This window comes from Peribacillus sp. S4, assembly GCF_046715815.1.
GTDB classification, from domain to species: Bacteria; Bacillota; Bacilli; order Bacillales; family DSM-1321; genus Peribacillus; species Peribacillus frigoritolerans.
This window is the reverse complement of record NZ_CP175708.1, coordinates 397,174-420,960: the sequence shown is the minus strand read 5'-3', so window position 1 is coordinate 420,960 and position 23,787 is coordinate 397,174. Positions and strand designations below refer to the sequence as shown.

Genomic DNA, 23,787 nt, shown 5'->3' with positions numbered 1-23,787 from the left:
GAATGTTGATGAATCTTCGCATTAGGTTACAGCCCGCTTCACAGGCACTTTTGTTGTCGCGACAATTTCATGTATCACCATTCCAGCATCGAAGCCCTCATAATTCGCTTCCGGCTTCAAAATAAGCCGATGGGAAAATACGAATGGCACTAAATATTGAACATCGTCAGGCAGGACATAGTCCCTGCCCTGGATCAGCGCGTAAGCCTGGGCTGCCTTCATCAATGCTATCGATCCACGAGGGCTCACCCCTAAGTAGACCCCTTCATGTGAACGTGTTTGATTCGCCAATTCAACAATGTATCGTTTTATTGTGTCATCCACTATCACCGCTTTTACCTCAGCCTGTAATTCTATCAATTCATCCAAGGTGATGACGGATTCCAACTCCTCTAGCGGTGCCGTGTATTGAGCCCTATGAAGAACCTCTATCTCTTCTTCCATACCTGGATAGCCCATTTTCATTTTTAATAGGAATCTATCCAATTGAGCCTCCGGCAGCGGATATGTTCCCTCGTACTCGATTGGATTTTGTGTAGCCATTACGAAAAAGGGCTTCTCCAATCCTCTTGTGACACCATCAATCGTCACACTTGCCTCTTCCATCGCTTCAAGCAATGCAGACTGGGTCTTCGGCGAGGTCCGGTTTATTTCATCGGCTAAAATAATATGGCCCATTATCGGACCTGGCCTAAAGATGAATTCTTGTTCCTTAGGATTGAAGATCGAAACGCCAGTAACATCCGAAGGAAGTAAATCTGGCGTGAATTGAATTCGCTTGAAGCTTGCACCTATTGATTTTGCCAATGCCCTTACCATGACTGTCTTTCCCACACCCGGAACATCCTCCAATAAGACATGTCCTCCGGAAAGGAGTGCTACGATGCTTAGTTCTGCTATATCCCGTTTTCCGATAATCACCTTTTCGATATTCCCTAGAACCATTTCCAGTTTTTGATTGACCTGCTTATAAATCATTCTCTACCTCCCGGGATTCACATTATCACTATTATTTCATGACTTCTCTATATCTCGCATTTTACATTAAGACCCAATTGAACCTTACATTGTAAGTTTACTAGATAACCGGAAAACCATAAACGAATTTGTTCTAAAAATATTATAGTGGCTTACTGAAAAAGGCAGGGTTAACTGTTTACTAAGTGAATATACCAATGATGACGTCCATTTGTTTAATGAAAATGTCCTGTCACGCCATGGACCAAGGATTGGTGAAGCTGTTGAACTCGCAGACTGTTCATCCTGACTTGTTCAAATAACTGATAGGAAGCGTCAATAAATCGGCACATCGCAGTTTGTAGACAAAAGGGTTTCGGAATTAAAAAACTCCGAAACCCTTTTGAAATTCCAATTTTGGCAGTTAAGAGAATTGGGCCGGGAAAAGCGCGTTTAGGAAGACCCCGCAGGCGCAAGCCGAGGGCGGACCGCCCGTGGAAAGCGAGTGCCTGGACCTGAGATCAACGTCCTAATTGTACAAGCCATAAATAAACGGCAGGCGAATTCCAACAAATCGTCCACCTTTTCATAATTTCACGCTCCTGTCATCAGGGCAATGAAGCCACGCCCTTCCGATCTGTATATTCTTAGTAAACTTCTTTTCTGTCTTGTTTATGCTAAAATGAATGCAATCCACTCCTAAGATATTAGAGGTACTGATCATGTATAAAAAATTCTTCATTTTGATCTTCGCAGCCGCCCTTCTTTTAGGGCTTATTAAAACCGTTATGGATATGTAGTGAAAACAGCCCGATTCCTGAGGGGAATCGGGCTGTTTTCATTTTCGTTTAACCTCTCCATTCAGCTTCCCCATTTTCGGGATAAGGATAAAAAACAAACAAACGACCAAAAGTGCCAAAACGATGCCGAGCAATATCGTCAGGTCAAAATTAAGCGAAGGCTCTGTTTCTTCTTCGTTTCTCGTTGGAATGCGGACCTCCGAGAATAATCCAAGCTGTTCTGATTTTGAAGCGATGGTATTATTTTGATTCTCCATTACAGGAGACTGAAACAGTGAGTCCTTCACCGAGTCAATGGCATCATATTTCCCTCTTTCAAAAGTGAGGTCCTTTTGTTCTTCAGGCAGTTTCCGCTTCTGTTCCAACAATCCTTCTTCATGGAAATACTCCGTTTGAATATCAATATCGTTTTCTTGATATTCATTGGGCTCCACCATCGGTTCCTCTTCCGCCCCGCCATGAGGTGCATGGCTAAAAAACAGGATGAGCAAGACAGGCATTACGTATTTATTCCACTTCATGGGCCATTGCTCTTCTTTCTGCAAGACGCTTCACTATATATGGAATGACCGTTGCGATAAGCGTCAGTACAATCAAGATGATACTAGCCGGAATGAATGCCGACTGATTACCGAATTGAATGGACATGTATACGTCCGCAACAGGGTGGTCTACATTGAAATTAGGCATGATTAAATCCAATAATGGAATGGTAAAGAAACTGATCAAACCAATCACCAGGATAGCACCGACAAACGGCCCAATCGAGAAGGCAAGTCTGGTGAACGCTGAACAGAAGAATAAAAGCAGGACGGTGAAGACGGTCCATTTAATCTCCTGCATATCTCCCAGTGGATAGATCTTCAAGCCATACATGCTGATGATTAAACCTACGATCAGATTCAATAAGGTAAACAAGGCCGCATGGACCATCATTGGAATGCCTTCATAATGATGCAGGAAGAAACCGATCAATATCCCAGAAATGAGTATGATCACCAACATGACGATCGGTGGGATATTAACCTTTTCCTGATGAAGGACTTCCCCGCTGATTTGTACGGGATTCGCTAAATATTCGTACACATACCCGTTCTCCTGATCATCGACTAAAGTGTTGTTCAAGACGCTATATACGTCCGTCTTGATTTTTTCGGTTGAATCTACATTTTGGGACCAATTATCATTAAGCTGATCGGCCCTTTCCTGTACGGACCCCACTTTCGCTTGCAGGTCTGCTGTATCCTTCGTGACCGTTTCCTGTCTTTCCGCTACAGAATTGACAAGCTCGGAAATGAAGCCGACCGTTGTTGCCGTATTGTCTTGAAGTGATACAAACATTTCTCCATCAAGGTTAACGGGCGGTTCTGCCTCCATCTCAGGAACTTCCATATCATCCGACAAATTGGCAGACACTTCTTGAGCCTTGCCGGTAATTGCCGCCAATTCAGCTAAAGTGGCTTTCTGCCCCGTTTCGACGTTAGCATCATATTCTTTCATATACCCCATAATGGAATCCGAGAACATCCCGAAGTTCTCATTGACTCCTGCTAAACTGGCTTTAACGAGTTTCGCTTCTTCATCTACATTTCCGGAAACCCCATTTTTCAAGTTTTCCAATTCTTTTATATTGGCTGCAAATATCTTATCTACATTTGCTTCGGTGACTCTTTCAGCCAATTCACCATAAGATGAGAGTGAACCGTAATAGGCAAGGAGGGTAGTTGAATCCCGATTGGTGATAGGATTCTCGAAGGCCTTCACAAGCACCGCTCGCCTTTCACCCCCCACTTTTTCCAGAAGTGACTGTTCGAGAGTCTTGATTTCTGCGATAGCCTCTTCGATTGTCATACTCTGGATGTCCTGTAATTTTTGAATATCTTCCTGTGACTTTTTCCATTGGTCACCTAAATCCTTATAATTCGTGCCGAGTTCATTATAATCAGCTTGTAATTCCGTAAACTGCGCCAGCAGGTCATTATAGGAATCTACCAGTGTATTAAACTCCGTTATCACTTGGTTATAATTCCCCGTTCTGCCGCTTACCGTTCCGCTGAGATTATTGATTTCCGTTTGGAGTTCCGCTGTAAGGATGTTGACTTGTTCAGCAGCTCCTTCACTTCCTTCTGCCGGCACCAAACTTTCAAGTGCCGTGTTGATCCCATTGATTTGATCCAGCAGTACCTGGAGAGACAGTTCATCAATCGGGTCCTTCTTGTCAGGTGCAGCAGCTGATTCACCTTTTCCCGTTTCCGTTTCAATATCCTCTATAGGCGTCGTTCCTTCACCTATATCCTCCCCATTACCAGAGCTGCTTGCAAGATTTCCTCTTTGCATAAGCAAGGTTGATTGAAGGTTATCAAGACCCGCCTCTTCCGATTGTTTCAATTGTTCAATCGAGCTTTGTTGATCTTGGGTGATTTTCGTAATTTGTTCTACTTGTTTGTCTTTCATGCTTGTTGAAAATTGTTCCAATTCATTACTGCTGGAATCAAGTTTCTGCTGCATGATTCCAACATTTTCTCTAATGCCTTGATCATTTAGGCTGAATTTCGTATTCATCCCTTGCTGAATCTCTGGTATAGATTGATTCCCCTCATTCAGCACCTTGTCGTATGACTGCACACTCTCCATGACAAGCTGCTGATTTTGCGCAGAGGCCTTCTCAAAAAGGATACTTTGAGCTTTTTGATATTCCTCAAAAGAAACAACATCTTTCACAAATGAAGCCATTTGAGTCTTCGTGTTCCCTATTTCATCCATTGTTTCAGTACTTGTTTTGCCAGCATCTTTCGTCTCGGCAAAAACTCCTTCAAGCATGTCCTTATGCTGCTTGATTTCGCCTGCAAGACTTTCCGAGCTTGGAGTATAGAACTCATACATCGTGTTTTGAAAAGCGATTTCTTTAGCAAGGACATTATCGAACTTCTTACGGATGTCCTCGACCGATTGGGAAACATAGCTCCAATACTGTGTTGAAATATGCTTATTCATTTTGCTCTTTGTTTTCTCTAATTCCTTTTGTACCTTTTCCATGTTTTCTGCATTCAAACTAGGTTGTACCTTGTACTTTATCCCCGCCTTGACAGGCTGTTCATCATCGAACGTATAAATATTCTCTGAAAAATCGGATGGGAAATATATGACTGCATCGTACTTTTCATTTGCAAGTCCACTTTCCGCCGTACTTCTATTTACCACAAACCACTCATATTCAGAATCCTTGTCCAGTGTAGTAACAAGCTCTGAGCCCATGTAAATGGGGTTATTGTTAAATTCTGTCCCATTATCTTCATTTACAATGGCGATTTCACGAGAAGCCGTTTCTGTCTTTTTCATTGGATTTTGGCCAATATAAGAAAAAAACAAGATTGGCAGCGCTAAGATCACCAGTATTTTACCGATTAACAGCATCGGTTTTATTTTTTCAGACACTTTCTTGCACTCTCCTTCTTTCTTCACTTAGCGGAATTTGGATTTTGCTTTCCTGGCCATTCAGCACAAAGTATCCGTAACCCGGCTGTATTTCTTCTTCTTTTCTGGAATAGGAGAGGGTGTACAAGCTTTGGTCCGATTTTTTAAGAAGCAAAACAGCCTGTCTGACTTGTTTCAGTTCGGTTGTCAACGAATCATACCCCTTCGTGAAGTCGTTGGCATTTCCAGCGACAATCAGACTAAACCCGAGATGGCTGTATTGTTTCATCAAACTGCTGATCCTATCCTGAATCCTGCCGTCTATCGTTTGCTGGATCCTTGAAATGCTATCTATGACAAATATGACCGGTGGGAATTCCAGTTGCTTCATCGGTTTCAATTCCAATGCCGCAAGATAACTTCGCTCACGTTCTTCAAATATTCCAGTGATATGATCGAGCCATTCGGTTATCCGCTCTTTTGTTTCCACATAGCTCACCTTCTCCTCAAAAGCATAAGAAGATAGGCCGCGATCCACTCCGTCAAATAATCCAATTTCGCCGACCGCCTGTGTAAGCAACGATTCCAGCAGCACTTTAAGGACATTCGTTTTCCCTTTACGTGACTGTCCTACGACAAGCAGGAATGGATTGGCATTCAACTCCACGAATACAGGTGTAACGCTTTCCTCTGAAAGCCCGATTGGAATGGAATCCTTCTTAATGGTTTGTGAGCAGTAACTCTTGAAGCTGCTGGAATCAAGACGTGCCGGTAGCATCCGAATCGCCGGCGGTTTGTCCATTTCCTTATATTTAACCTTATGTTCTGCCACAGCTTGTTTCATTTCTTCCAAAACGGCTATATCATCCGCTCCATCGGCTGGTAAGTAAATCTGGGTGAGGTAGGTTTGGTCCTTTTTCACCAACGCCCTGCCAGGAACAGGTTCATTTTCATAAGGGGTTCTCCCCAAAACTGAATATTTTTCCGAACTGTCCATTAAGTAATGGACGACCTTCGTCTTAAGGCTATTCATTAACGGCTGGCGAATCGCATTGATTCTCGTTGCCGTTAAAATCATGAAGATTCCAAGTGATTGTCCATCACGTGCAAACTGAACGAATTGGGCTTCCTGATCCTGCATCTCATCCTTCACTATGTCAAAATTGTCGACCACGATATAAATAATCGGCAATTTATCTTCCACCAATGCATTATAAAGCTTTATGTTACTAAGCTCCTTTTCTGAAAAAAGCTGCTTACGCCTTTCCATTTCCGCCTTCATGAATAACATGAATTTTTCGATTTTCCTTAACTCATCAAACCTAAAGTATTCCCCAGTATGAGGCAGCTGGCGCATTGGGAGTAAAGCGCTATTCCCGAAGTCGAAAATATAATAATGCAGTTCTTCAGGACTGAATTGATCTGCAAAACTAAAGAGAAGTGTCAAAACGGTGGTTGACTTGCCGTACCCGGAAGAACCAAAAACCCCTATATTCCCATCATCAATCCAGTTATAGACATAATTGGTCTGGCTTTGCAATTCGGGCTCATCCTTCATTCCCAGGTGGAATTGATTCATCGTCAGGCTTCTTTCAGGGTTTCTTGATAAACGATCTGAAAGAGGCGGCAGCCATGGGCTTGCCAACTTCTTAATCTCCATTTCTTCCTGTATCGCCACAATTCGATCCGCCACGGCTTCAATTTCACTAATCTTTTCTTTCCTCATATTAGTGACCTGTTCCGATACATTTGAGATTTGAACAAGACCGAGGTCTGTGACAAGTGCCACTTCATCCTCAGATCCAACCGTATCCTCTAAATATGGGGCACCGCTCCATGCAGACTGGAACAATTCATAAACCTCGTTATTTCCAACCTGCAAATATCCCCGTCCAGTGACAGTAATATTTGCTGCATCGCTATTTTTAAGAATTTCCTTACTATCACTGGCATCCTGCACTTTCAAGGAAATTTTAAAACGGGCATTGCTCCAAATCTGGTTATCAATTACACCGCCCGGCTTTTGTGTAGCAAGAATTAAATGAACTCCCAAGCTCCGTCCAATTCGCGCCGTACTCACTAATTCGCGGATGAAATCGGGTTCTTCATTTTTAAGTTCCGCAAACTCATCTGATATCAAAAATAGGTGCGGTAACGGTTCATCCGCTTTGCCTTCTTTGTATAGGTCCGTGTAATCGTTGATATGATTGACTTCGTATCGATCAAACATGCGCTGGCGCTTCTTCAATTCACTATTGATGGATGCTAGTGCCCTGGCACTGAAGTTCTTGCTTCCCTCAATATTCGTAATGACTCCCAGCAGATGCGGAATCTGCCTGAATGGCTGTGCCATTCCCCCGCCTTTATAATCTATAAGCAAAAAGGCAACTTCATGCGGATGATAATGAACGGCTAATGATAGGATGTAGGTTTGCAGTAATTCACTTTTCCCCGATCCTGTCGTTCCGGCAACCAATCCATGGGGGCCATGCGCCTTTTCATGCAAGTTCAATTCAACCCTATCCGTTTTCCCTTTCAATCCAATCGGAACTGCCAAGGATTTGGAAGACTGATTGGTCCGCCAGTTTTGGCTGATAGGCAGCTCTTCCACTTCACGAGCTTGCAATAATTCAAGGAATGAAACCGTTTCTGGTATGGAGTTGTTCATGCCTTTTTGATGGTCTAATGAACGGAGCGTACGTGCATAACGCTCATTTCCTTCTTTTGAATGTGCATCAAGTTTAAATGGAGTATGAACGGCCTTCGTTTGCTGGATGAGAATCTCACCCTCAAAATCATTGATGTACTTCACAAGCGTATGGACATTTTCCGTCAAACTTTCTTTTGCATCCGCTGCAAAAATCGTCGAGATACCTAAATCGTCCGTTTTACCTTCTAAATATTCCAATATGACATGTTCAGCTATTAAATTACGATCCGTGACAATAAAGACAAAGTGGGGAGTGAATCGCACTTTCCCTTTGTTCTCATCCAAATCTCTTTCCCTCAATAGCTGATAAATCGAGGTCAGGAGCTGGTCACGTGATTGCTCATTATATATAAATCCTTTTGCATAGGCATGCGGCAATTGAAAATGAGGGAGCCATTTCATCCATTCCCATTCCTGATAATCCTTTTCCGGAAAGATGGCGACAAATCGAACATCATGATAACTATGAAAAAAGGCCAGTTGCCCAATCAATTGCTGCAGCTCTCGTTTAACAATCGATTCCTTTCCGACCAGGCCCATCGATCCGCTTGATAAATCGATCGATAACGGAAGATCTTCCAGATTTTTGTATACATCCACAAGTTCCTGCGACTGCTCAAGTAAATCATCTATATCCCGATTGGACATATCGCTGCTATTTACCGACACTTGATAACTTGAGGGTATGGTTGCCGTTCCGATTTTAAAGTGCAGGGCATCTTCACTTTCCAGAGTTCGTTCCCATATACGATCGCTAATACTATCAGTTAGAAGCTTCATCCTTTCAAAGGAGGGGTAATGATAGAACAGCACATTCTTTTGTTTTTCAGACAGCTCTTGCAGTTCTTCCCTCTTCTGCTCTAGATACCTGGTATATACACGTTGGCGTTTTTCTTCTCTGAATTTTTGCTTCTTTTTGTCTTTAAAGTATTGTACCGTCGAGGTAACTAAAGTCGTCGTGAACATCACAATCGATATGATGATGAAAATGCCCCGCGGCTGAATGACCGTGATGACCCCCATGACGATCAGCATCATTAAAGGCGGCATAAGGATTAACCATAACCCTCTATTATTATCTTCCGCTTCTTGGCTCGGAAAAGAAATCGTCACTTTCTCATCCGGCAATTCGTAGATCATCCTTGGTGTCCGGCGATACTGTGGATAATTTTTTTTCATTTCAGAGATTGGCTTCTTCATTTTAGCTAATGATGTTTCATGACTTTCGGCGCTATGAATCATCAATAAGTCGCCTTCAATCAACCTCAGCACCATATGCGGCCAGCAAACCAGATCACCATTTTGAATGGGAACAGGCTTCGTTACCCTTTCACCGTTCAGGAATATCCTGCTATTTCCCACTGGCATGAGGTGCCACTGCCCTTTATGCAGCACAAGGGAAAAGTCATTGTCGGAAACGGGTCCTTCTTTACGGATGGTCGCTCCCGCCTTGGCCGATAAAGTGATTTCTTTCAAGTTGCCTATATAATAGAGGCTTTCTTCCAATTCCCCTGACGTATAAAAAATCTCGACCGTTTCTTCTCCTTCTTGAAAGGTGAAGCTATGGAATGGCTTTACATCGCCAAGCTTCTTGTCCTCTCTAAACACCTCATATTCATCAAGTCCCTCATTTTTTTTCAGCTTGATAGGAACTTGTTCAAAAGGAATGGAATAAACGGTGATCGTATCCTGTTTTGATGGCCCAATCGAAATTGGACCGTTATGATTATCCTTGATCGTAAAGGATTGGTAGGTACCACTAGAATAAATCCATAATAAACTCATTAAATCTCACCTCCGCAAAAGGCCCATTGCTCACTCTTTGCTTTTCTCTTTTTCTTCAGTTGATTTTTTGGAGGAATCCTTACTTTCTTCTTTTCCCCCAGAAGCAGGTTCATTTTCCGCTTCTTCTTTTACAGCAGGTTTTGCTTCCTCTGCGCCTTTATCCTCTATATTCGAGTCTGTTGCAGCAGGGTTCTGATCTTGCTGTTCCTCCATTTGCTTATCCAATTCCTTTTTTTCCTTTTCATATTGGGATAGCTCGGTATCGACTTCTTTAATTTGCGTTTCCTTTTCTTCCCCAGATAGGCTATCGTCCAACTTAATCTGTTCTTTCTGGTTTACCAGCCCGTACATAATCAATTCGCGATCCTCCATGATTCTCGCCAAATCGATCGCTTCCTCGCTCATGCCCCTGCCTATATAAATCCAATATAGGAGATACTGACTATCCGTTTGCAACGAGATTGCATTTTCCACATTTTTCCTAGCTACCCCCTCCAACGGTTCATAAGTGACGTAGGACTTCGCCAGTTCATATTGAACGACATATGGCATCTTTTTCGGATCGTAGTTTTCCAAACGATCAATGACTTCACTGTATTTTTGTTTTAAGAAGCTTTCACCGCTTTCTACATATGCATCCTGCTTAGGTTGGGAGAAGAATAGTGTGTAAATCGCAAACAATAGCAGTGGCACTAGAACGATCACCGTACCCCAAAGTGTATAACGGCCCGTTTTCCATTTCTTTTCAGGAATATGTACAAATGCTTTTTCTTCCTTCTCTAAAGCTTCTATCCGGTTTTGAATGACCGTGGAAAGTTCATCCCAAGTCCCTGATGACAATATACTTTGTGATTCGTTCGATAGTTTCAGTGTTTTATGGTAAAGCAGATACTCTTCGAATGTATGCTGCCCATCCACAAGCGCCGAAATCGTTGCCTTCGTTTCTTTAAATAACTCATCTTGATTATGCTCATAAGGAGGCAAACTGTCTTTTACCCCATAATGCAGGAAATATGGGGTCAAGCTTGAATCGAAAACGATATTTTCCGGACAAACGACTAGTTGCAGGCGATTCAATTCATGATTCCTTATTTTCTTTTGGATTTGATAAGACGATAACCATTTACTCAATGGATTTTTATCTTTAGCTTTGGAAAAAACAAAAAAAGAGGCTGGTGGATTTACTCTGATCTTCACCTCGTCCTCTGTCACTTCTATATGTTTCTGGAGAGCATCATCCGCTTCATGAATAAGCTGTAATTCCAGTGGGTCCTGCATCGGTAGTTTTGCCCGTTGGAAAACGAACGAATGCCCCTTATCATCCTTCATCATTGCAGCTTCTGTTTTTTTCTCCAGATATGGTTTCTCATCCATTTTATGTAACTCCTTTACCCCTGCTATAGGGCTTTAGACTTTTTTCCTATAAAGAGTCCACACCTATCCATTAGAGGATCTCAAGGCGGTCCCCCGTCGTAATTCCGCTATCAAGCAGGGTTTCATAACCTGAACATACGAACTCTTTATTCTGGACCCGCACCCAATAGCCTTCTTTAGGCGCACTGGCAATATCTTTTACCTGCCATATTATCTCCACAACCTTCTTGATGGAGCGGTAATTTGACACTTGCAAATCAAATACTTCCCCTGTATACCTGTTTAAATCGATCGTTAGTTGAATATATATGGAATCCACCTCTTTTAAAGCAAAAAAGCACCACGATTCTTCAAAAAGAGTCGCGGCGCTTTTTCCTAGAAATTCTTTTTCTCATTTACCTAATGATTATCCGCGAATTTGACTAGCAATCTGATTATCTGTGTCTTCAAGGATTTGAGCTGATTTATTCAATTGTTGAGAAACTTCATTCAACAAGCGAGCCATATCCATGAATGAAGGCTTTAATTCTTCGTACTGACCTACGAAAGCCTCACTGGAAGAACCTTCCCAAATACCAGTTAAATGATCTCTCATTCTATCTAAACGACCAATCATATCAGTTACTTGTTGGCTCTCATTATCATATTGTCTAGCTACATCTTTCAGTTCCGAAGGTGTTACGCGAATTTGTGACATAGAAAAAATCCTCCTTTTATCTTATATAGTACATTTTAATAGAACCATACATTTTCTGCCATATAAATAAGCGCAAAGTCGAAAAATGGTAAATTATAATTATGTAAAAAAACCTAAATATGGCATTACGAAAGTCTATGTACCTGTTTTCCCAAACCTTTAAACCCATTTTTTAATTATTTTTTAATATTTTACTTTTTTGTGGTAAAAAAAGTACCTTATACCCAATATTTCTGAACCATTATCCATTAATATGGTTTTCACCATGATATTAGTGACTTTCGACTTTCTTTTCTACGAAATTAATCAAACGTTTGATTAAAGTCTGAAAAGCAATTTTTATGATTGATTGAATATAAACCATTTACAAAACATAATGAATGGAGGACCTTTTTTACCATGCTACTTTCAACTTTATTTTGACAGGTATCCTTGTCATATAGCGAGAATCGATATATCCAACAGAAACAGGCCAGCTCTTGCCAATGATTTTTTTGGAATATCCTTCATGCTACATTCATGATTCAATTACGTTGCTTAATCATATAACCCGTTCCAAAAAGTGTTTCAAAAACCGCTCACTTTCTACATTCGTACAGAGACGGATTCTAGGTCCGCCATCCTTTTGACCGATTGTCCTGCCTGCTTCTTCACCCTTGGTCACCACCTTGACGTTCATCCATTCTGTCCTGACAAAACTTGAATCAATCGCAACCCCGACTGCAAGTGGATCATGAAGGGCGCAACCACCCAAACCTGGATGGGAGTTTTCATATGCTTTCATATAATAATCGGTCATTTCCGCTAAAAATTCGGCGCTTTCCTCACCAGTGGCACGCCAATCATCAAGCTTCGATTTCAGTAGGTATGTTTGCAGCGTCACATCAAGCCCCACTAGGGTGATCGGCAATCCTGAAGTCAATACCTGATGTGCCGCTTCAGGATCTGATATTATGTTCGCTTCAGCATAAGGGGTTACATTTCCTGGTACATTTACGGCACCGCCCATAATTACGACCTCTTTTACAAGCGACATGATCATCGGCGCTTTATTGATCGCCAATGCGATGTTAGTCAGTGGTCCAACTGCAATGATCGTAATTTCATGCGGTCGGCTTTGCACTTGATCGATAATGAAATCTGCTGCATTTCCTTGTGATACTTTGATGGTTGGTTTAAACCGAAGGGTATTTCCTAACCCGTCTTCCCCATGAACATGCTTGGGATACCGCTTCTTCCTTCCGCGTACCAAAGTTTGGTCAGCACCTTCATATACCGGTATGCGCCTATTTAATTTCTCCAAGACGGCAAGTGTATTACGGGTCGAATTAACAACGGGCACGTTACCAAAGCAAGTGGTGAATCCGAGCACTTCCAATTCAGGGGAATTTAAAGCATATGCCATCGCCATGGCATCATCTATCCCCGTATCTACATCAAATATGATTGGTTTCAATATTTCCACACCTTCCAAAATCACTTTTTGCTTTATCAACTCATTGCTTCTCTTATCTCTTCCTTATGTATAAAGAAACACTGTTATCCAACTGAATTTTAACATTCAACGATAGCCCAGTTCCACAGAAATTTAGGAATACTCATAATTCACAAACAAATGACAAGTACAGTCGGTACTTGTATCTACCAATAAAAAAAGTTGACCGCCCATAAATATCAATGATATAAAAAGTGAAAAGAAGAAGTTGTGCCACGAACTAGTTATGAATACATGCGTTACGAATTTATGATATCCAAGGTGGAAAAAGGATGAAAATGTTTAAGTTGATTGAAGATGTTCCATCTGCGTATAAAAAAGGGACAAAATTCTTTTTAATATCGCATTCTGAATTCATTGGCGTGAAAAGTTATGTATTACTGGCAGAAGATTTAAAAGGAAAGATCGAAGTAACGGAAGAGGAATTGAGGAGTAAATTCGTTTCCATCCATTGATTCCCATATAAACTAAAAAAAGAGGGAATTCCATTACTGGAATTCCCTCTTCTTTCTTATTTTAAGTCTTCAATCGAATCAATATCGACGTAATCAGGAACGACCAGACCATTCTTTGTTCCTTTTAAGTTTGGTCCAAGATCAACCATTTCAGCTTTGTACTTATTATAGTATTCAAGATGTGTTCCCGGGAGCCATGCGGCCACCATGGCGTCCGCACTTCCGTTTGCAACGCCGGCAAACATTGGTCCCACTTCAACTTGACTTAATGTTACATCATAGCCATTCTGCTCCAGAACCTTGCCAATCACATTTGTGCTGGCAATTTCAGTATCCCAGGCAACATAAACCAGTTTGATTTTTTCACCATTTCCTGATTGTGCACCTTGGGTCCATTTGGATACTTTGTCCTGATTTTCCTTTATCCATTTTTCTGCTGCTTCTGAAGGAGACATCCCTTCAGAAACTTGGACCATTACATTTTCCATATCTTTAGTATCCCAGAAAAATTGATCAAGGATTTTATAGGCACCTGGCGCATCCTGTTCAAGTCCTTTTCTGGCAATGGAATTGATGTTTTCAGCCCCGCCAAAGGATTCATTCGGATCTTTGAGATATTTTAAATCATATTTCGAGAACATCCAATGCGGTGACCATCCTGTAACGACGATTGGTTCTTCTTTATCAATCGCTTTTTTCAATTCAGCAACCATTGCCGCCGATGACCCTTCAACCAACTTCCAATCATCCAGCTTATAATCATCTATAGCCGTTTTAGTCAACTTCATCAATCCTGCTCCAGGTTCAATTCCGATGATTTCATAATCGGCTTTGGCAGCAAAACTATTTTTATCCCCGTTCACAGCCGTATCCTTTGTAAAAGCACTGAATAGTGCAGTACCCACAACAAGTAAAGCCAAAATCGTAAAAATGATTTTCCTGCTTACGATATGCTCATAAGCTGGTTTACGAAGGTTTTGCGTGATACGATCAAGTATGATTGCAATGATTACGATGGATAAACCTGCTTCAAATCCTTGACCAACATTTATTTGGCTGACAGCCCGGTAGACATCCGCCCCAAGTCCGGGTGCTCCAACCAATGAAGCTGTAACTACCATGGATAGTGCCAGCATGATGCTTTGGTTAACTCCTGCCATAATCGTAGGAGTAGCCAATGGAATTTGTACTTTGAATAACTTTTGGCTGCTGGTTGAACCAAAAGCATCAGATGCTTCTATCAAATCATTAGGCACTTCCTGAATCCCAAGATTTGTCATTCGGATTGTCGGTGCAATCGCGAAAATGAATGACGCGATGATTCCAGGCACCACCCCTATTCCAAAGAATAAAATCGAAGGAATCAAATAAACGAAGGCAGGCATCGTTTGCATGAAATCCAAGATTGGGGTAACGATCTTACGTACCGTGTTATTTTGGGCACACCATATTCCGATCGGTATCCCGATCACTATCGTCAAGACTCCTGACAATATAACGATTGCCAGTGTTTGGATGCTTGATTCCCAATAACCAAGATTATCAATCAATAGTAAGCTGATTAATGTAAATAATCCCAATGGCCATCTGCTTGTATAGGTAACCAGAAGGGTCAGGACTATGATTAACACGATGGAAGGTCCAGCACTCATTACATCGACCAGGATATCCAGTAGTCCCTCAATCACATTCGTAATAAGTGTAAATAATCCAGCAAATACAATAGTTATCCAATCCACTAAAGAATCGACCCATGCTCCTAGTGGGATTTTCGGCATATTCATTGAATTATTCACTCTCCATTTCATTCAAGGAATCTTTATTTCCGGCCAAAGCACCGATAACGGCACCACGAAGAAGAATTCCTTTAATTCTGTTCTGATCATCGATGACTGAGATTGGCAAGCTTGAAGTCGCCATCACATCCATGAGGTTTCCAAGTAATTCATCCTCTTTTACAGTTGGGATATCGGTTGTCATCACTTCAGAGATCGATTGGTTATTACTCATTGCCTGACGTGCCTGTTCAGCAGTCACGGCCCCCAATAACTTCTGCTTCCTATCCACAACGAAAATGCTGGAATACCCTTGTTTGCGCATGATTTCCAAGGCAACCCTCGGGCCTCTGTCCACCGCAATCTTCTCTGGGCGTATCATCACATGAGACGCTGTCAATACTTTTGATAGATCAACATCTTCCACAAACTTCTCGACGAATTCATTGGCTGGATTCATCATGATTTGTTCAGGGGTACCCAATTGAATGACACTTCCATCTTTCATAAGGGCAATTCTATCCCCGATCCTCAATGCTTCATCAAGATCATGGGTAATGAAAATGATCGTTTTTTTGTACTGATCTTGTATTTGAATCAGTTCATCCTGCATATCCTTACGAATCAATGGATCAAGGGCACTGAAGGCTTCATCCATCAGTAGGATATCCGTATCACTGGCGAGTGCCCGGGCTAACCCAACCCTTTGCTGCATACCGCCGCTAAGCTGTGATGGCAGCTGATTTTCGTAGCCCTTCAATCCAACGGCCTCAAGAGCCTTCATCGCATTTTCATGACGTTTTGCCGGATCTACTTTTTGAATTTCGAGCCCAAATTCAGCGTTTTCCAATATCGTTTTATGCGGGAATAAAGCAAAGTTCTGAAATACCATGCTTATTTTCTTTTGTCTGACTTCCCTTAACCGGGCAGCGTTCATCTTCACGATATCTTCGTCATCAATTAAGATTTCACCCAAAGTGGGATCGATCAAACGATTGAACATGCGGATCAAAGTTGATTTCCCGCTTCCGGATAGGCCCATGATGACAAAAATCTCGCCAGGATAAATCTCGAAATTAACATTATTCACTCCGACCGTTTGTCCCGTTTCTTTTAAGATTTCCTTTTTCGATTTGCCTTGCTTCAATAAGTCTGTTGCTGCTTTTGGAGATTTGCCAAAAATTTTCGAGACATTTCTGACTTCTACATACGGCTTCATCAAGTCACCTCATTCTAATAGTTGCCCATATGATATTCAGTTTTGCTGAATTCCCCCGTTTTATGCGAGTGATGATTATTAATGCACAAGTATCTTGAAATAACCGAAATTCTACCCCTTCAAAAAAGCGGAAGTGACACTTATTTAGTGGCACAGGGTGTACGTGTATAGAAAAATAATCTATATTTATTATTTCCAAGAAGCAATTCTTTACTTGGATTATATTTTGTGTGATAAATTGAGCATTTCAAGTAGAAAAAAAGAGGTGCAATCACAACTGAGGAAACTAGCAGGCACAACATATACCAACTGTAATATAAACGATTTCCACTTAGAGTTTTGTCCTGATGATGGACTTACGACTACCCTCTAAAGTACTTCATTTCCTTTACCAGGTGGAATGATACTTGCAGTGCAGTATAACACCAAAACGCATAGAAATATGATTATGGGATTCCCAATAGTCTATTTTAAAGCTTTGCAGGGAAAAGAGGTGCAATACAACTGAGGAAACTAACAGGCACACAGCATATACCAACTGAAATATTATGGTTTTTTATTTTAGGGTTTTGTTCAGTCCCAACACTTGGAATGAACCTGTATCCCTAAAGTACCTCATTACCTTAACAAAGAATGAATATAAGTTCAAATGATGCGGGACGGAATTCTTGCCTAAAAAGCCCATTTACGACATCGATTCTAAAGGTTACGGAGGACACCAAAAACCTTGATATACCAACACTTCGGCTTCCTATAAACATAAACTCCCAACATCGGCCACAATTTTTTTTCAGTTTTTTTAATTCCAAAAGTCATCCAAAAAGTGGGAAAGGTGATTTTCCGCTTAAAAATCACATGGCAAGATTGGGATTTCACACATTTTTTTAATGGTTATGTTTTATGCAGCCATATAAGGAAATGTGTCATATATACAGAGAAAAACCTTGAAACAACCATTTCATTTCAAGGTTCATGCATATTATCGATACAAACTATTTAGCATTCCTATGTTCATCAAAATCAATTTGGCATTCCTCTAGCGGAGTTACTTTCGTTTTCTTTATGAACTTATAACCAAGCCACATCACCAGGAAGAATGGGATGCCAAGATAGGCAGCGAACACACTGGCCCAGTTAATGTCATCGCCAATAAAGGCTTGATAGTTTTGCGCCAATAATACGAAGAAACAAAGAGCAAAGGAAAATATCGGGCCGAAAGGAAACCATTTGGATTTATAAGGAAGATCATCCAGTGAATACCCTTGAGCGATATAAGCTTTTCTAAAGCGGTAATGGCTTGCCGCTATACCGAGCCAAAATATAAATCCAGTGACTCCAACCGCATTCATAAGCCAAATATAAATGACTCCATCACCGAAAATGGAAGCAAAAAAGGCCAACATCCCTACAAGTGAAGTGACAACCAATCCCCAAATGGGAACGCCGCGTTTGTTAAGTTTGCCAAAAATACGCGGTGCCAGCCCTTCTTTTGCCATGGAGTATAACATTCGGCTTGTCACGTAAAGACTCGAATTACCTGCGGATAATACGGCTGTCAAAATGATGGCATTCATCACGGAAGCAGCGAATGCCAGTCCCACTTTTTCAAACACCATCGTAAATGGGCTAACCATGATCGTGTGTCCCTGCAGACTGCCATTCGTATAAGGAACGATCAATCCGATAACCAATATGGCCAGGATATAAAAGAGGAAGATTCTCCAAAAAATGCTGCGAACTGCACGTGGTACATTTTTTGCCGGGTCTTCACTTTCACCGGCTGCAACGCCGACTATTTCTGTTCCTTGAAAAGAAAATCCAGCAGCAATGAAAATGCCCAATGTTGCCAAAAAACCACCGGCAAACGGAGCGTCACCAACTGTGAAGTTTTTAAAACCAATCGCCTCTCCGTTCATGATCCCGAATATCATCAATATTCCGACAACTATGAAAATGATGATGGTCGCCACTTTGATGAGGGAGAACCAATACTCCCCTTCGCCATACCCTTTAACGGATACGTAATTCAATAAGAATATCAAAACTAAAAACAATGAACTCCATAAAAAAGACGAGCTGTCAGGAAACCAAAACTTCATAACCATCGTTGCGGCAGATAGTTCCGCAGCAAGAGTCATTGCCCAAGTGAACCAATAGTTCCAACCAAGCGCAAACCCTAATGCCGGGTCGATGAAACGCGAAGCATAGGTACTGAAGGCTCCGCTGACCGGCATAAATGATGCCAGTTCTCCAAGGCTTGTCATAATAAAATAAACCATTATGCCAATTACGGTGTAAGCGACCAAAGCACCGCCAGGCCCCGCAGAGTGAATGGCTGGCCCGCTTCCGAGAAACAGCCCTGTTCCAATTGCACCGCCCAGCGAAATCATCGTAAGGTGGCGTGCTTTTAGCTTCCTTTGTAAAGTATTTGACGGCTGGTTTTTTTCATTTATGACAGGTGGTTGCAATTGCCGATTTTCCAAATTAGATTCCCCTCCAAAAATGCATGTTTAATCTAGCACGAATAGGTAAAGTCGATCATTCCATCAATAGTCATTTCCTGCATTTATTACTATTTCAAGGTCATTTTCTCTAATGCTTAGACCTTTTTTGGATTTCTGGGATCTTTGTAGCATTTACATAAGGGTGTTAGGCTTAAAGCCCAAGTCAAAGGGCTATAAGCCTAACGTTCATTCGGATATTCCGAGCTTCATATTATGTTGTAGGTAAACTCCTATGAATAAATGAATTCCAGTCAATTTGCAGTAACCAGCTTGCCGTTGCTTCAATATCCTTTGAAAAGATACGATCTTGTGTAATGCTTGGAATGAGCTTTCTTGCTTCCGAATAAAACTCTTTTGTAAACGGAGCCATCTTCTCTATTCCACGGTATTCAACCGCTTGTAAGGCACAAATGAGCTCAATCGCCAATACGCGGCGAACGTTTTGGATGATTTGATGTGCGTGCCGTGAGCCAATCGTTCCCATACTTACATGGTCTTCCTGGTTCGCTGAAGATGGAATGGAATCAACACTTGCAGGATGTGCCAGTGTTTTATTCTCAGAGACTAGGGAAGCCGCACAATATTGCATGATCATCGCTCCAGACTGCAAGCCAGGTGAAGGGCTCAAGAATGGCGGTAAATCATTGAGCTGAGGATTGACGAGTCGCTCAATCCGGCGCTCTGAAATATTTGCAAGCTCGGCAACAGCGATTTTCATGAAGTCCATCGCAAATGCAATCGGCTGTCCATGGAAGTTCCCTCCTGAAATAACCTTTTCCCCATCGTCAAAAATAAGCGGATTATCCGTCGCTGCATTCATTTCAATTTCCAATTTTTCTTTTACATAATCAAGAGTTTGCCATGATGCCCCATGCACTTGCGGGATGCAGCGAAGGGAATAAGCATCCTGAACCCGCAGTTCTCCTTGCTTGGTGATGAGCTGGCTGCCGCTGATCATGCGGCTAATCCGTTCAGCGACCTCTGTTTGCTGGCGGTAACCCCGTGCTAGATGAACATCCGGATCAAAGGCATCTTCAATGCCGCGTAATCCCTCTAAAGTCAGTGAAGCAATCGCTTCAGTTTGATGGGCCAGCTGTTCGGCTTCAATGTAATTTACGAGGCCCATCCCCGTCATGGCCTGTGTTCCGTTAATTAATGCAAGACCTTCTTTTGCTTTAAGTGTCACTGGAAGAATGCCTTCTTTCGATAAAGCTGCGATGGCCTCCATTCGCTCTCCTTTATAAAACACTTCCCCTTCTCCCATCAATACTAGCGCCAAATGCGAAAGCGGCGCCAAGTCCCCGCTTGCCCCAAGAGAACCTTGCTGAGGGATGACCGGATGGATATGAGCATTCAAAAGATCGATCAAACGTTCAATGACGATAGGACGGACGCCGGAGAACCCTTTTAATAGCGCGTTGGCACGGAGAAGGACCATAGCTCTCGAAACCACCTCTGGAAATGGTTCCCCGACTCCGCACGCATGGGAATGAATCAAATTCCACTGTAGCTGCTCAGCGTCCTCTGCATCAATCAAAACATCGCTGAACTTTCCAAAACCTGTTGTGATGCCATAGACGACTTTCTTTTGTTTCACGATATTTTCAACCGCTTCTCGGCTTTTTTCCACTTTCTTTACACTCTCGGCTGAAGCAGAGACAAATGCTTCTCCATACAATACTTTTTTCGCTTCTTCAATCGTTAAAGTTTGGCCCGTTAACATAATCATTTCCTGCACCCCTATTCTTTTTTTAAACAAACAAAAGGAGGCCATATTGACAGACTTATCCAGTCTATCAATACAGCCCCCTATTTCACTAAATAACTATAGGCTTTTAATTATTTAAATGTGGTTAATTCCCAAACCGACGGCTTCATGTTCAAATCCCCGAACCGGTGCTCCAATCGTTCCATACACGGCGACAGCAATCCATTCACCTTCGGCCCCGTTTTTAAACGGCCTGCCCCGAACGATTGCAAACCGAAGGCCCGCAGTCCTCAAAAGACCGCCAAGCTCGACTTGGCCGCGTGTCACTCCTTGGAGTGCTTCGATGATCGCATGATACAGCGCATGCATTTCACGATACATATCGGGATTGACCAATCCAAGTCTTTTCGCAGATGTCTCAATGGCCGCAACTATTTTCTGCAGCTCCATTGAACCGACTTTACCTTTTCCATAAAGCCAATCCATCCGCTTAAGTTCATTCGTCAATATGACTTCTTCCTCTTCGTCCGCAAATGCGTACATGATTGCATGGCGCCCAATTCTTCTGTCGAATTCCTTTGTCATGCAGGTACCTCTTTTACAATTTTCTAAATACACTAATAACTAAATATTATTGTAAGCGGATACAGGCTGTTCGGTCAATATATTTTTTAAAATAGTTCTTTTAGGGGGATAATTCATCACTCCCGAAAGCAGTCGAACAACCATGGCAATAACGCCCATACAAAGGTACAATTCGTCCCCCAGATCGTCCCGGATAACCAGATTAATGCCTTCATGAAATTGTTCGGTTCCAAGAATTAGTGACAATTAAACATGCCGATCGCATCATCGTTGTATAAAATGGGGAATTCATCGAACAAGGTGCCCATGATAATTTGCTCCATCAAGACGGAGCATATAAAAACCTGATCCTTGCCCAAACTGTATGGAATAAAGCTTCCAGACATTCTGATAGAACAAGAAAAAAGGCCTCCCGACATTAATGGGAGGTCTTAAACTTTATGGAGATATCCGTATATCCGTTTATTCATTCGTTTCCAATGCTTCATAAATCGCAGTTACAACACTTCCATAGCTTCCTGTTTTGAAGAGGTCGCCAAAAAACTGATTGGAATTGGCTACAGGATTGACGAGCGGAGAGTGCTTTTTATTAGTTAGTAAAACGATCCCTAAATCTATTTCCGGATCAATGATCGTGACCGTCCCGGTCCATCCAGTATGACCATAGGCACTGTCGCTTGCAAGAGGACTGAACATCCACTCCATGCTAGCATCGCCATTTCGTCTCCAACCAAGACCATATGTAGGATTCATCTCGGAAGGTGCGACGAATTCATCGATTGTTCTTTGATCAAACAACGTATGTTTACCGTATCCCCCGCCATTCAGCATCACCTGCAGAAGGACGGCCATATCTTTCGTATTGGAGAAAAGGCCGGCATGCCCTGAAACGCCCCCCATCGAATAAAAGGCTTTTTCATCATGCACTTCCCCTTGAAGTGTGTATGTACGAATGTTAGGGAAATCTATCACGCCATCCCGGGTGTTGCCAAGCAATTCGGTTGCGGCAAAATCCCTTGGCCTGAAGCCCTTTCGCAGAGGATTGAACTTAGTATTTTTCAACCCAAGCGGCTTGTACAATTCATTTTCAACATAGACATCAAGCTGCTGACCCGTTATTTCTTCAACAATGGCACCAAGCAGCATATAATCCACATCACTGTAGACATTCTGTGTTCCAGGTACATATGTGAGCGGTGTCTTGGAAATGAACTCGATGGTTTTATCCCGCTCCTGGGAATAAAGTTCTTTCGAAACCTTTGGATTATGGTATTGCGGATCGGGTCTAAACCCTGCAGTATGATGTAGAACATCAATAACTCTCAGATTGTCCTTCCCTTTGATCACATCCTCCTCCGTGTCTTTGAATTCAGGAATGTATTGCTGCACTCTTGCCTGGATATTCAGCTTGCCTTCGCTGACTAATTTCTGAATGGCAAAATTGGTTGCATACATCTTCGTGTTTGAAGCAAGGTCAAATAACGTGTCATTTCCCATTTTTTGAAACTTCTTAAGAGGTGTATGTTCATTAAACTTCTGTTTGTACCCGTAGCTTTCATTTTTAACGATCTTTCCGTCCTTTATGACAATCAAGGCAGCACCTGGGAAACCGGCTGTCACTTCCATTTCAATGAGCTGATCCACTTTTTCCAGCCTTTCAGACGAAAATCCCGCTTCTTCCGGTTTATTTACTTTCTTTAATATTGGATACTGACTGGCAGTCTCCTTACTCACAGCGGCTCCATGATTTGAGTTTTCATTAGCAAAAGACACGGAAGGTGCTAATAAGGAAAGTGCCAGAATTGAACTCAGTGTGCAGCTTGTCCATATATTCATCATTTTCCACTCCTTTGAAATCACTTTTGAAAATAAAGAACAACTTAACCGAAAGCTAATATTCTCATTCATTCCGTCCTTTTTACACCAGGCTTTACAATTCGATAATATGTTCCGGGTTGTGATGTGGATCTCTTATTTCGAGTTGGTTAATGCAGAAATTTCCCAAAATCGGGTGATATTTACAAATAATTCTCAATTTTCAGTATATGTTATTTCGAACATCATTTCAATTTGATCTTGATATTTTTAAAATTATATTTCAAGTCTTGAGCTTACGTCATCCCCCGTTCTAAGAAGTAAAGCCTATGTTCATTAAAGCTCACTACTATAATCAATGTGTCATTCGGATAAGTCCCAGACATCGATTTCGCCTCTTCCTTCTCCTCAATTATATTCAAAATCAATTTTCCCACATAATACATACGAAGTATAAAGTATGTAAATACGGCTAATTGCTTTTAACTTCATTG

At 41.9% G+C, this 23,787-nt stretch carries 16 protein-coding genes; 1 reads left to right on the top strand and 15 read right to left on the bottom strand.

Annotated features, from left to right (window positions below; all coding sequences use genetic code 11):
• Positions 1-21: 21 nt before the first annotated feature.
• From ACJ9PY_RS02080 to ACJ9PY_RS02045, 8 genes are all read right to left on the bottom strand, one after another.
• Complete coding sequence (locus tag ACJ9PY_RS02080; RefSeq protein WP_057276062.1) at positions 22-978, bottom strand: AAA family ATPase; 957 nt, start codon at positions 976-978, stop codon at positions 22-24.
• An 817-nt stretch (positions 979-1,795) separates the two neighbouring features.
• Entirely contained in the window at positions 1,796-2,278 is a 483-nt protein-coding gene (gene essA, locus ACJ9PY_RS02075) for a type VII secretion protein EssA (protein ID WP_052137216.1), read from the bottom strand.
• Complete coding sequence (esaA, locus tag ACJ9PY_RS02070) at positions 2,265-5,192, bottom strand: type VII secretion protein EsaA (protein ID WP_369316637.1); 2,928 nt, start codon at positions 5,190-5,192, stop codon at positions 2,265-2,267. The genes essA and esaA overlap by 14 nt, the downstream gene beginning before the upstream one ends.
• Positions 5,185-9,666 carry a type VII secretion protein EssC gene (gene essC / locus ACJ9PY_RS02065; protein WP_411739409.1) on the bottom strand — a complete coding sequence of 1,494 codons (4,482 nt, stop codon included), beginning with the start codon at positions 9,664-9,666 and terminating at the stop codon, positions 5,185-5,187. Before essC ends, esaA begins: the two co-directional genes overlap by 8 nt.
• A gap of 30 nt (positions 9,667-9,696) precedes the next feature.
• Complete coding sequence (gene essB, locus ACJ9PY_RS02060; RefSeq protein ID WP_057276066.1) at positions 9,697-11,040, bottom strand: type VII secretion protein EssB; 1,344 nt, start codon at positions 11,038-11,040, stop codon at positions 9,697-9,699.
• 70 nt (positions 11,041-11,110) lie between these two features.
• Entirely contained in the window at positions 11,111-11,350 is a 240-nt protein-coding gene (locus ACJ9PY_RS02055) for an EsaB/YukD family protein (RefSeq protein ID WP_053537134.1), read from the bottom strand.
• A gap of 96 nt (positions 11,351-11,446) precedes the next feature.
• Positions 11,447-11,737, bottom strand: coding sequence for a WXG100 family type VII secretion target (locus ACJ9PY_RS02050; RefSeq protein WP_034306171.1), 291 nt, complete (start codon positions 11,735-11,737; stop codon positions 11,447-11,449).
• A 541-nt stretch (positions 11,738-12,278) separates the two neighbouring features.
• On the bottom strand, positions 12,279-13,193 hold the full coding sequence (locus tag ACJ9PY_RS02045; RefSeq protein ID WP_411740224.1) for a nucleoside hydrolase: 915 nt from the start codon (positions 13,191-13,193) through the stop codon (positions 12,279-12,281).
• Between the two features lie 311 nt (positions 13,194-13,504).
• Here ACJ9PY_RS02045 and ACJ9PY_RS02040 point away from each other — a divergent pair, with 311 nt between their 5' ends.
• The gene (locus ACJ9PY_RS02040) at positions 13,505-13,687 is read left to right on the top strand and encodes a hypothetical protein (RefSeq protein ID WP_098373529.1); all 183 of its coding nucleotides are present in this window, start codon (positions 13,505-13,507) and stop codon (positions 13,685-13,687) included.
• Positions 13,688-13,743: 56 nt separating this feature from the next.
• On the opposite strand, the gene ACJ9PY_RS02035 is transcribed toward ACJ9PY_RS02040, so the two are convergent.
• From ACJ9PY_RS02035 to ACJ9PY_RS02005, 7 genes are all read right to left on the bottom strand, one after another.
• The gene (locus ACJ9PY_RS02035) at positions 13,744-15,471 is read right to left on the bottom strand and encodes a glycine betaine ABC transporter substrate-binding protein (RefSeq protein WP_316851920.1); all 1,728 of its coding nucleotides are present in this window, start codon (positions 15,469-15,471) and stop codon (positions 13,744-13,746) included.
• Between the two features lie 4 nt (positions 15,472-15,475).
• Complete coding sequence (locus ACJ9PY_RS02030) at positions 15,476-16,681, bottom strand: glycine betaine/L-proline ABC transporter ATP-binding protein (protein WP_318292626.1); 1,206 nt, start codon at positions 16,679-16,681, stop codon at positions 15,476-15,478.
• 992 nt (positions 16,682-17,673) lie between these two features.
• Entirely contained in the window at positions 17,674-19,071 is a 1,398-nt protein-coding gene (locus ACJ9PY_RS02025; RefSeq protein WP_082196652.1) for an amino acid permease, read from the bottom strand.
• Between the two features lie 325 nt (positions 19,072-19,396).
• On the bottom strand, positions 19,397-20,914 hold the full coding sequence (gene hutH, locus ACJ9PY_RS02020; protein ID WP_268564957.1) for a histidine ammonia-lyase: 1,518 nt from the start codon (positions 20,912-20,914) through the stop codon (positions 19,397-19,399).
• Between the two features lie 114 nt (positions 20,915-21,028).
• Complete coding sequence (gene hutP, locus ACJ9PY_RS02015; protein WP_054398152.1) at positions 21,029-21,478, bottom strand: hut operon transcriptional regulator HutP; 450 nt, start codon at positions 21,476-21,478, stop codon at positions 21,029-21,031.
• 462 nt (positions 21,479-21,940) lie between these two features.
• On the bottom strand, positions 21,941-23,314 hold the full coding sequence (gene pbp4b, locus ACJ9PY_RS02010) for a penicillin binding protein PBP4B (protein ID WP_411740223.1): 1,374 nt from the start codon (positions 23,312-23,314) through the stop codon (positions 21,941-21,943).
• A gap of 275 nt (positions 23,315-23,589) precedes the next feature.
• Entirely contained in the window at positions 23,590-23,715 is a 126-nt protein-coding gene (locus ACJ9PY_RS02005; protein WP_411739408.1) for a hypothetical protein, read from the bottom strand.
• Positions 23,716-23,787: the final 72 nt, after the last annotated feature.

Coding starts and splice junctions, on each gene's coding strand:
- ACJ9PY_RS02080 (WP_057276062.1), bottom strand. CDS start 978: ATGATTTATAAGCAGGTCAATCAAAAACTGGAAATGGTTCTAGGGAAT.
- essA (WP_052137216.1), bottom strand. CDS start 2,278: ATGAAGTGGAATAAATACGTAATGCCTGTCTTGCTCATCCTGTTTTTT.
- essC (WP_411739409.1), bottom strand. CDS start 9,666: ATGAGTTTATTATGGATTTATTCTAGTGGTACCTACCAATCCTTTACG.
- essB (WP_057276066.1), bottom strand. CDS start 11,040: ATGGATGAGAAACCATATCTGGAGAAAAAAACAGAAGCTGCAATGATG.
- ACJ9PY_RS02050 (WP_034306171.1), bottom strand. CDS start 11,737: ATGTCACAAATTCGCGTAACACCTTCGGAACTGAAAGATGTAGCTAGA.
- ACJ9PY_RS02040 (WP_098373529.1), top strand. CDS start 13,505: ATGAAAATGTTTAAGTTGATTGAAGATGTTCCATCTGCGTATAAAAAA.
- ACJ9PY_RS02035 (WP_316851920.1), bottom strand. CDS start 15,471: ATGAATATGCCGAAAATCCCACTAGGAGCATGGGTCGATTCTTTAGTG.
- ACJ9PY_RS02030 (WP_318292626.1), bottom strand. CDS start 16,681: ATGAAGCCGTATGTAGAAGTCAGAAATGTCTCGAAAATTTTTGGCAAA.
- ACJ9PY_RS02025 (WP_082196652.1), bottom strand. CDS start 19,071: ATGATTTCGCTGGGCGGTGCAATTGGAACAGGGCTGTTTCTCGGAAGC.
- hutH (WP_268564957.1), bottom strand. CDS start 20,914: ATGATTATGTTAACGGGCCAAACTTTAACGATTGAAGAAGCGAAAAAA.
- hutP (WP_054398152.1), bottom strand. CDS start 21,478: ATGACAAAGGAATTCGACAGAAGAATTGGGCGCCATGCAATCATGTAC.
- pbp4b (WP_411740223.1), bottom strand. CDS start 23,314: ATGAATATATGGACAAGCTGCACACTGAGTTCAATTCTGGCACTTTCC.